The following is an 8,085-nucleotide window of genomic DNA, read 5'->3' on the forward strand; positions in this document are numbered from 1 at the left end:
TCACCTATGGTTTCTTATGATGAAATTATGGGCAGCAATGAGTTGGAACCCTTTGGAAATGAGATGTGGAAGGAGTTGCCTAATTAGTAATTCATAAACCTACATCAAATGACACTTCCTGATATTGATATTCCTAATACCATTGCGTTTTAGGAATCACAGGTAATCAATGTGATGGCACCTATTCCAGTTGCTTGTAGTCTTTTTTAGTGAAGGAGTTGCCCAAAAGAGATGCCGTCACGTTCTTGTTTGAATGTGATGATTTGGATAAAAAAGCTACTCCCCTAAAAATACAAGGAACCCATTTTAAGAACGGCCCTCATAACCAACCTTTGTTGTGAAGAAAAATTCGCTTATATGATCGAGATAGCAACCACTTAGTTCTTGATCGTGCTCGTACAAATAGAAAAAATCTACCGTAGAAAATGACCCAAATAAAATCAAATAACGACTTAAAATGGTATAGAAAGCCAGCTTTATATGTTTTCATTGAGTTACCACTAACTTCATTTGTTGCTATTCTACTTTCGCGAAAGCAAAACACATAGTATCTTTAATTTTTTTAAAATTTATAGGGGCCATTTAATGACCTTTACCCCTATTTCTATGTACGCTTATTTTATATACCCATTCGTCTTCCTGAAATTCTGTATTACAAATACCATTTTAAAAATCACACTATTTGAACAACAAACATCACATCACTATTTTAGGCGCTGGATTGTGCGGCATGACCCTGGCATATCTACTTAAACAGAGCAACTATCAAGTTACTGTAATTGAGGCGCGGGAACGTTTAGGCGGTAGAATATTCACCAAAAAAAAACAAGATCAAACTCCTATCGACTTAGGTCCTGCGTGGCTGTGGAATCAAAATACGGCTCTTTTAAGCTTGCTTGAAGAATTAGAAATTCCTATTCATCAACAATTGATAACCCGCAATGCTTTTTATGAATCTATAGCTAGCAGGCCACCTCAAGCTTTTAAACTCCCGGAAAACCAAGAACCTAGTTACCGCATAGCCGGAGGAACTATCACTATCGTTAACAAATTAGCGTCTTTTTTACATGAAACAGAATTAAAACTGGATGAGCCTGTTTTAAAACTAGAAGAGGTTAAAGATCAAATTAAAATAAGCACTTTAACTGCTAGCTATACAACAGATTTGGTCATCTCGACCCTACCGCCTAGGTTACTGGTCAATAGTATTGAATTTTCTCCTAACCTGCCGGATTCATTAATAGGCATAGCAAATGAAACGCACACGTGGATGGCCGACTCTATTAAATTTGGGCTGTCCTATAAGGAGCCTTTTTGGAAACATAAAAGCATGTCAGCTTCTTTCTTTAGTAATCTAGGACCTTTTACAGAGATCCATGATCATACCAACTATAAAGAAAATAAATTTGCGCTTGCAGGATTTATGAATACGGCTCTTTGTCAAGAATCTGCAGCGTATCGCAAAGAAAAAATAGTGCAGCAATTAGAGCGGTTCTTTGGGGAAGAAGCGCTGCACTTTACTTCTTATGAAGAGCAGTGTTGGTCGTATGAAAAGTATACCCATGTCCCTTATACTCGATTTCTAGCGGCTCATAAAAATAATAGTCATGCTATTTACAACCAGAAGTATATGAATAATAAACTGATTATTGCTGGATCAGAAACGGCCTCACAATATGCTGGTTATATGGAAGGTGCGGTTAGGCGGGCATCTTCTGTTTTCGATTGTATCACAGCAATAGAGCATATTTAAAAAAACCAATATAAACCTTGGGCAAGGAAAATCTTTTTTATTCTAGATAACTCTAGCCATACTTAAAAAAGAACCACACTAGCCTTCTCTTCTCAGCACCTCCAATGGTGAACTGCGCAGGACTGTTTGAATATTGCTTAAACCAATCGCTAAAACCAAAAGCGTAATTCCAGGTAAAAAGACTAAAAATGGAATCAAAGAAGGCACAAAGGGCTCTTTAAAAACAAATAGCGCTAAACAGAGACTGCTTAACAAAGCCAACAAAATACCGACTAAACTCCCAAGCAAACCTAAAAACACATATTCCAAAGCGGTTATTTTTAAGATCTGTGTATTTTTTGCACCCAGAGTTCGCAATAAAACACATTCCTTAATACGTTGGTATTTACTCGTTCGTACAGAACCTATCAAAACGATAATGCCTGTAAGAATACTAAAGAAGGCCATGAAATTAATGATCCACGAAATTTTACCTAAAATATCTTCCAAAATAGAGTACACCTGTCGCAGATCTATCACAGACACATTAGGGAATTGAGCCACCAATTCTCGTTGCAATTTTGCTGAAGCCTCTTCATTTGCCACCGCTGTGGTAATGACATTAAACTGAGGGGCTTTCTCTAAAACACCCTTTGGAAATACAATACTAAAATTAAGTTGAATTTGTCCCCAGTCTACTTTACGAATACTGCCTACGATGGTTTCCATCAACACCCCTTGCACATTAAAAACAATGGCATCACCTACACCTACTTTAGCATCTGCAGCAAGATTATCAGAAATAGAAATCTCAACAGGGTCTCCGGACTTTAATTCTGGAACCCACTCACCTTCTATAACTTCTTCTGAATCAATCAATACATTGCGATAGGTGGTTCTGAACTCATGATTTAAAATCCAACCACGGATCTGGCTCGTGGAATCCTGCCGAATCTCATTTACCAACTGATCTTTAAGCTTATGCATACGCATAGTTACCAGCGGAATGTTGTCAAGAATGGGCAGGTCGTTACTGGTAAGCTGTTTTTTAAAGGCATCACGTTGATCAGTTTGCACATCTAGAATAATGATGTTGGCCTTTTCTGTCGATTGCTCGATATCAGTTTTCGCCAATAGAATATCTTTTGTGAAATATAAAGTGCTGATCAAAAATGTTCCTAAACCAATGGCAACGACTAACACGACAGTCTGATTATTAGGCCTAAATAAGTTTAAAAGACTTTGGCGTGAGGTAAAACCCCAACGTTTAGGGAAATAGGTTCTTATGAGTTTCATGCACCACAAAGCTGTCCCTGCTAAAATAGCAAACGTAATTAGCGTAGCACCTACAAAACTTAAGGCATAAAGCGCATCCTCGAGCAACCAGAAGGAAAATAAAAACAGAAATACGAGTATGGCTGCAAATATAAAAAAGCGGACCTTTCTAGGCCCCTTAGAAGCGTGTTCATTAACACGTAACACCTCTAAGGGTGATACATACCAAGTTCTAATCAAGGGTAAAAGCGCAAATAACACCGACATAAACAATCCTAGAAAAACACCTATAAGTATGGGCTGTAGGGAGATACTTATCTCCAATGCAAACGGAAGGAAGTCTTGTAAGATGTAAGGGAATAAAACCTGAAGTCCCACCCCTATAAAGGAACCTACCAAACCACCAGCTACACCGATCCCTGCTATCTGAATAAGGAAAATAAGAAAACTTTGCTTTCTGGATGCTCCCATACATTTTAAAACGGCGATAGATCTCAATTTTTCTTTGATATAAATATGAACAGAACTAGCGATACCTATACACCCTAAGAGCAAAGCAATAAACGCTGCTAAGTATAAGAATTTACCTACATTATTATATCCTTTTCCTAAACGTGCGCTAGTGCTGGTATGTGTATCTAAATCCGAATTTTCGGCATCCAGGATAGGGCTTATTTTCTTCTCAAACTGGCTTAAATTTAAAGTATCTGAAACTTTGTAAAAGAATTGATATTCCTTTCTGCTGCCAAATTGTAGGAGATCTGTACTTTCTACAAATCGATTCGGAATAATCACTGGTGGAGCAACAGAAGTTGAAATAGCCGTAGTGCCCGGAATTGACTTTAAAGACCCCGTAATAGGAAGCGTAAGTTCGCCTACTTTTATAGAATCTCCTGGTTTGATGTCAAACTGAAGCATTAAAGTCGCATCAACTAATGCTCCACCAGCATCTTGATAAGTGCTTGCTGCTGAAACAGGTTCGGTATCGATAGTACCATAAAAAGGAAAGTCTCCTTTTAAAGCACGCACCTTTACTAGTTTGGTTCCCGCACCTTTGGGAAAAGCAATCATCGACACAAAGTTGACTTCAGAAGCATCTGGATGTAAAGAATCTATGATTGCTTGTGCACGCTCTGTAGGCAATTGCCTGCTGTCAATAATAAAATCTGCTCCCATCAATGCCTTGGACTGGAGCTGTATATTTTCTTTAAGATTGGTGCTAAATAATTGTATAGAAACCACTGCGGCAATACCTAAGATGATAGAAGCCATGAATAAAAGCAGGCGCACTCTACTCGCTTTGGCATCCCGCCATGACATTTTAAAAAGCCATTTAATATTTTGATTCATAGAAAAAATAGATGAATTTACAGTACTTCTGTGCGTTGATTAGTTAAAACTTGACCGCCTTTCAAACGCAATATCTGCTGGGTGCGGTGAGCCAATTCTAAATCATGCGAAATGATCACCAATGTCGTTCCCGCCTCTTTATTCAAATCAAATAACAGTTGGATTACTTTTTCCCCAGTTTCCTCGTCTAAGTTTCCTGTAGGCTCATCTGCAAATAGAATAGAAGGTGCATTAGCAAAAGCTCTAGCTAAGGCTACCCGTTGTTGTTCCCCTCCTGAAAGCTGAGATGGATAATGATTAAAACGGTCTACAAGGCCCACTTTCTCCAATAAAACCATACTTTTTTTGGTGGCGGCTTTATCTCCTTGTAATTCTAAGGGCACACTTACATTTTCAAGAGCAGTAAGAGTAGGTAGTAATTGAAAATTCTGAAAGATAAAACCCACTTCCTTATTCCTTAATTGAGCCCTTTGGTCTTCATTTAAGTGACTTAAATCCTGACCACATAACTCTACACTTCCTGTATCTGGGTTGTCTAATCCAGCACACAAGCCCAAAAGCGTTGTCTTTCCACTTCCAGAAGGTCCAACAATAGAAAATGTTTGTCCTTTTTCAACTTCAAAAGAGATGTTTTGCAAGACTGTTAATTCTTTATGACCACTGGAATAAGCCTTTCCTAACCCCGCAATCTTCAATATCTTTGGCATATACTATTAAATTAAAATGACAACTTATGTCCGAGTATGAAAATAAACAATTGAATCTACACTTCACCGCTTGCACTATGCATAAACTCATAAGGCTTTGTTATATTATTCCTTTGGTTTTAATTTTGAGTTGTGGTGGTGGTGAAAGCAAAAAAACCACACCAGAAGAAACAGCAACCGAAACATCCCAACTCACCGGAGATTCGAAAAATAGTGCTGGAACCATTTTATGCTTCGGTGATAGTATTACAGCTGGCTATGGATTGGAGAATAGCAATGATGCTTTCCCTGCAGTATTGCAACAAAAAATAGATTCTTTGAATTTGAATTATGTGGTTGTGAATTCAGGTTTAAGCGGAGAAACCACAGCGGGTGGCAAAAGCCGAATTGACTGGGTCTTGAATCAAAATATTGATATTTTTATCTTGGAGTTAGGAGCAAACGATGGTTTACGTGGGATTCCTTTGTCTGAAACACTTGATAACCTTCAATCAATTATAAATACCGTAGAAGAAAAAAGTCCCAATACAAAGATTATTCTCGCTGGCATGCAACTGCCACCTAACATGGGACAAGACTACACCACCAAATTTAGAGAGCTCTATGTTCAAATAGCAGAGGCTAATAATCTTTCCCTTATTCCGTTTATTTTAAAAAATGTAGCCGGTATTGCAGCACTCAATCAGAAGGATGGCATCCACCCAACTGTTGAAGGCCATAAAATAGTAGCTCATACGGTTTGGGAAGTACTGGGTCCTATCGCAAATGGAAATTAGCAACGGACTTTAAATCTATAACACCTCTACAAACAGATAATTTGCTTAAATAATACACTTTTATGGAAATTATTTTAAAATTTTACAAGTTTCTACTATATGTAACCCATTGATTTAAATTCTCTAAATGTATCCACATAAAGTTTGGGAAATGAAGACTTTTATTATTCTAATCTGATCAGCATAATAACTTTAGAAATGAAACTTTATTTAAATTACGGGGCTAGTTCTAAGAGGTAATGAATGTATTCGGGAATAATTATCGGATATTTTAATCTATTGAGCACCTTGTAGCAACAACTACTCCTAACAATCTGCTAAAACCTTCAAGGTTTCCTTTTTAGGTTTTATATTTAAAGCTTGAACTAATATACTTTATGAAACCTATTTCCCTGCTTTTCTTGTGCTTTCTTTCCACGCTAGCATTCTCCCAAAAACTAGATCTTGAACTAGTCAAAAATTTAGAACCTAGAAATATAGGCCCAGGTGGTATGTCGGGTCGTGTGACTTCTATAGACGTGGTTCATAAGAATCCAGAAATTATATATGCGGGTACCGCCAGTGGCGGTTTGTGGAACTCTCAAAATGCCGGGATCACCTGGCAGCCTATTTTTGAAAAAGAAGCCACTGCATCTGTAGGTGCAGTAGCGGTACAGCAGTCCAATCCCAGTGTGATCTGGGTAGGAACTGGTGAAGGAAACCCACGTAATTCATTAAACGGTGGCGCAGGGATTTATAAATCTCTCGATGCTGGTAGAAACTGGAAATTGATGGGACTAGAAAAAACACGTAATATCCATCGCGTGATTATAGATCCTACAAATCCAGATGTGGTGTATGCTGCAGCCATAGGTTCTCCATGGGGTGTCCATCCAGAACGCGGTGTTTTTAAAACGACTGATGGTGGTAAATCTTGGAAGAAAATTCTTTATACCAACGATACGTCTGGCGCAGCAGATCTGGTTATGGATCCCCAAAACCCGAATAAGCTCATTGCAGCTATGTGGGAACACAAACGAGACCCTTGGTTTTTTAAATCTGGAGGCGCAGGCTCTGGAATGTACATCACACACGACGGTGGTGAAAACTGGAAAAAAATAACCGATAAAGAAGGTTTGCCAGAAGGTGAATTAGGACGCATAGGAATAGCGATAGCGCCTAGCGATCCCAACATTATTTACGCACTGGTTGAAGCAAAGAAAAACGCCTTGTACAAATCCACTGATGGTGGTTTTAAGTGGAACATGATCAATGATAAAGAAGGTATAGGCAACCGTCCTTTTTATTATTCTGAGATTTATGTAGATTCTCAAAATGAAAACAGAATCTATTCTGTGTTTACGTATATCAATGTTTCAGAAGATGGCGGTAAGAACTTTACAAGACTCATGCCGGCTTATGGAGTAGATAATGGCGTCCATCCAGATCATCATGCTTGGTACATCCACCCTAAGAATGGGAAATTTATGATCGACGGTAATGATGGCGGACTCAACATTACTCGTGATCGCGGGAAAACATGGCGTTTTATAGGGAATTTACCTGTAGCCCAATTCTACCATATCAACGTAGATATGGAAACGCCGTACAACGTTTATGGAGGGATGCAAGATAATGGGAGCTGGCGCGGTCCCGCTTACTCTTGGAGAGCACAAGGAATAAGAAACAGTTACTGGCAAGAAATCAGTTTTGGAGATGGGTTTGATGTGATTGCAGATCCAGATAACAATCGTTTTGGATATTCTATGAGTCAGCAAGGATCTGTACAACGTTATGACTGGCAAACCGGGAATAATTACAGCGTGCGTCCAACACATCCAGATGCAAACATACCCTTGCGTTTCAATTGGAATGCAGCGATCCAAATGGATCCTTTTGATACTGCTACTTTGTATTTTGGAAGTCAGTTCGTACATAAATCGACTGATAAAGGATTGACCTGGAAAGTGATTTCGCCAGATTTGACCACTAACGATCCTAAAAAACAAAAGCAATCAGAATCTGGCGGCCTAACCATGGATGCCACAGGAGCAGAAAATCACACCACCCTACTGGTCATTGAACCTAGTGCGGTAGAAAAAGACGTCCTTTATGCTGCCTCTGACGATGGTTTGGTAAATGTTACTAAAAACGGCGGTAGTAGCTGGGATGACATTTCTAAAGGTTTAAAAGGATTGCCCAAAGGCAGTTGGATTACTCAAATAAAGGCTTCTCAAACGAAGAAAGGTCATGCCCTACTCGTTGC

At 38.8% G+C, this 8,085-nt stretch carries 6 protein-coding genes; 4 read left to right on the forward strand and 2 right to left on the reverse strand.

What is annotated here, in order from left to right:
* Positions 1–425 precede the first annotated feature (425 nt).
* Both ACJAT0_RS11490 and ACJAT0_RS11495 read left to right on the forward strand, forming a co-directional pair.
* Positions 426–548 carry a hypothetical protein gene (locus ACJAT0_RS11490; RefSeq protein WP_415181769.1) on the forward strand — a complete coding sequence of 41 codons (123 nt, stop codon included), beginning with the start codon at positions 426–428 and terminating at the stop codon, positions 546–548.
* Between the two features lie 134 nt (positions 549–682).
* Positions 683–1,753 (forward strand): flavin monoamine oxidase family protein, encoded by a 1,071-nt coding sequence (locus tag ACJAT0_RS11495; RefSeq protein WP_415181770.1) that lies wholly within the window; start codon positions 683–685, stop codon positions 1,751–1,753.
* Positions 1,754–1,831: 78 nt separating this feature from the next.
* Here the strand turns inward: ACJAT0_RS11495 and ACJAT0_RS11500 are convergent, their stop codons facing one another.
* Together ACJAT0_RS11500 and ACJAT0_RS11505 are read right to left on the reverse strand one after the other, a co-directional pair.
* Positions 1,832–4,327: an ABC transporter permease gene (locus ACJAT0_RS11500; protein ID WP_415181774.1), complete on the reverse strand. Its 2,496-nt coding sequence runs from the start codon at positions 4,325–4,327 to the stop codon at positions 1,832–1,834.
* Between the two features lie 47 nt (positions 4,328–4,374).
* Complete coding sequence (locus tag ACJAT0_RS11505) at positions 4,375–5,064, reverse strand: ABC transporter ATP-binding protein (RefSeq protein ID WP_415181771.1); 690 nt, start codon at positions 5,062–5,064, stop codon at positions 4,375–4,377.
* A 26-nt stretch (positions 5,065–5,090) separates the two neighbouring features.
* Here ACJAT0_RS11505 and ACJAT0_RS11510 point away from each other — a divergent pair, with 26 nt between their 5' ends.
* Together ACJAT0_RS11510 and ACJAT0_RS11515 are read left to right on the forward strand one after the other, a co-directional pair.
* Positions 5,091–5,840, forward strand: coding sequence for an arylesterase (locus tag ACJAT0_RS11510; RefSeq protein ID WP_415181772.1), 750 nt, complete (start codon positions 5,091–5,093; stop codon positions 5,838–5,840).
* 377 nt (positions 5,841–6,217) lie between these two features.
* Positions 6,218–8,085: WD40/YVTN/BNR-like repeat-containing protein (locus ACJAT0_RS11515; RefSeq protein ID WP_415181773.1), on the forward strand; the 1,868-nt coding region annotated here is incomplete at its 3' end.

Source organism: Nonlabens sp. (assembly GCF_047636915.1).
Lineage (GTDB): Bacteria > Bacteroidota > Bacteroidia > Flavobacteriales > Flavobacteriaceae > Nonlabens.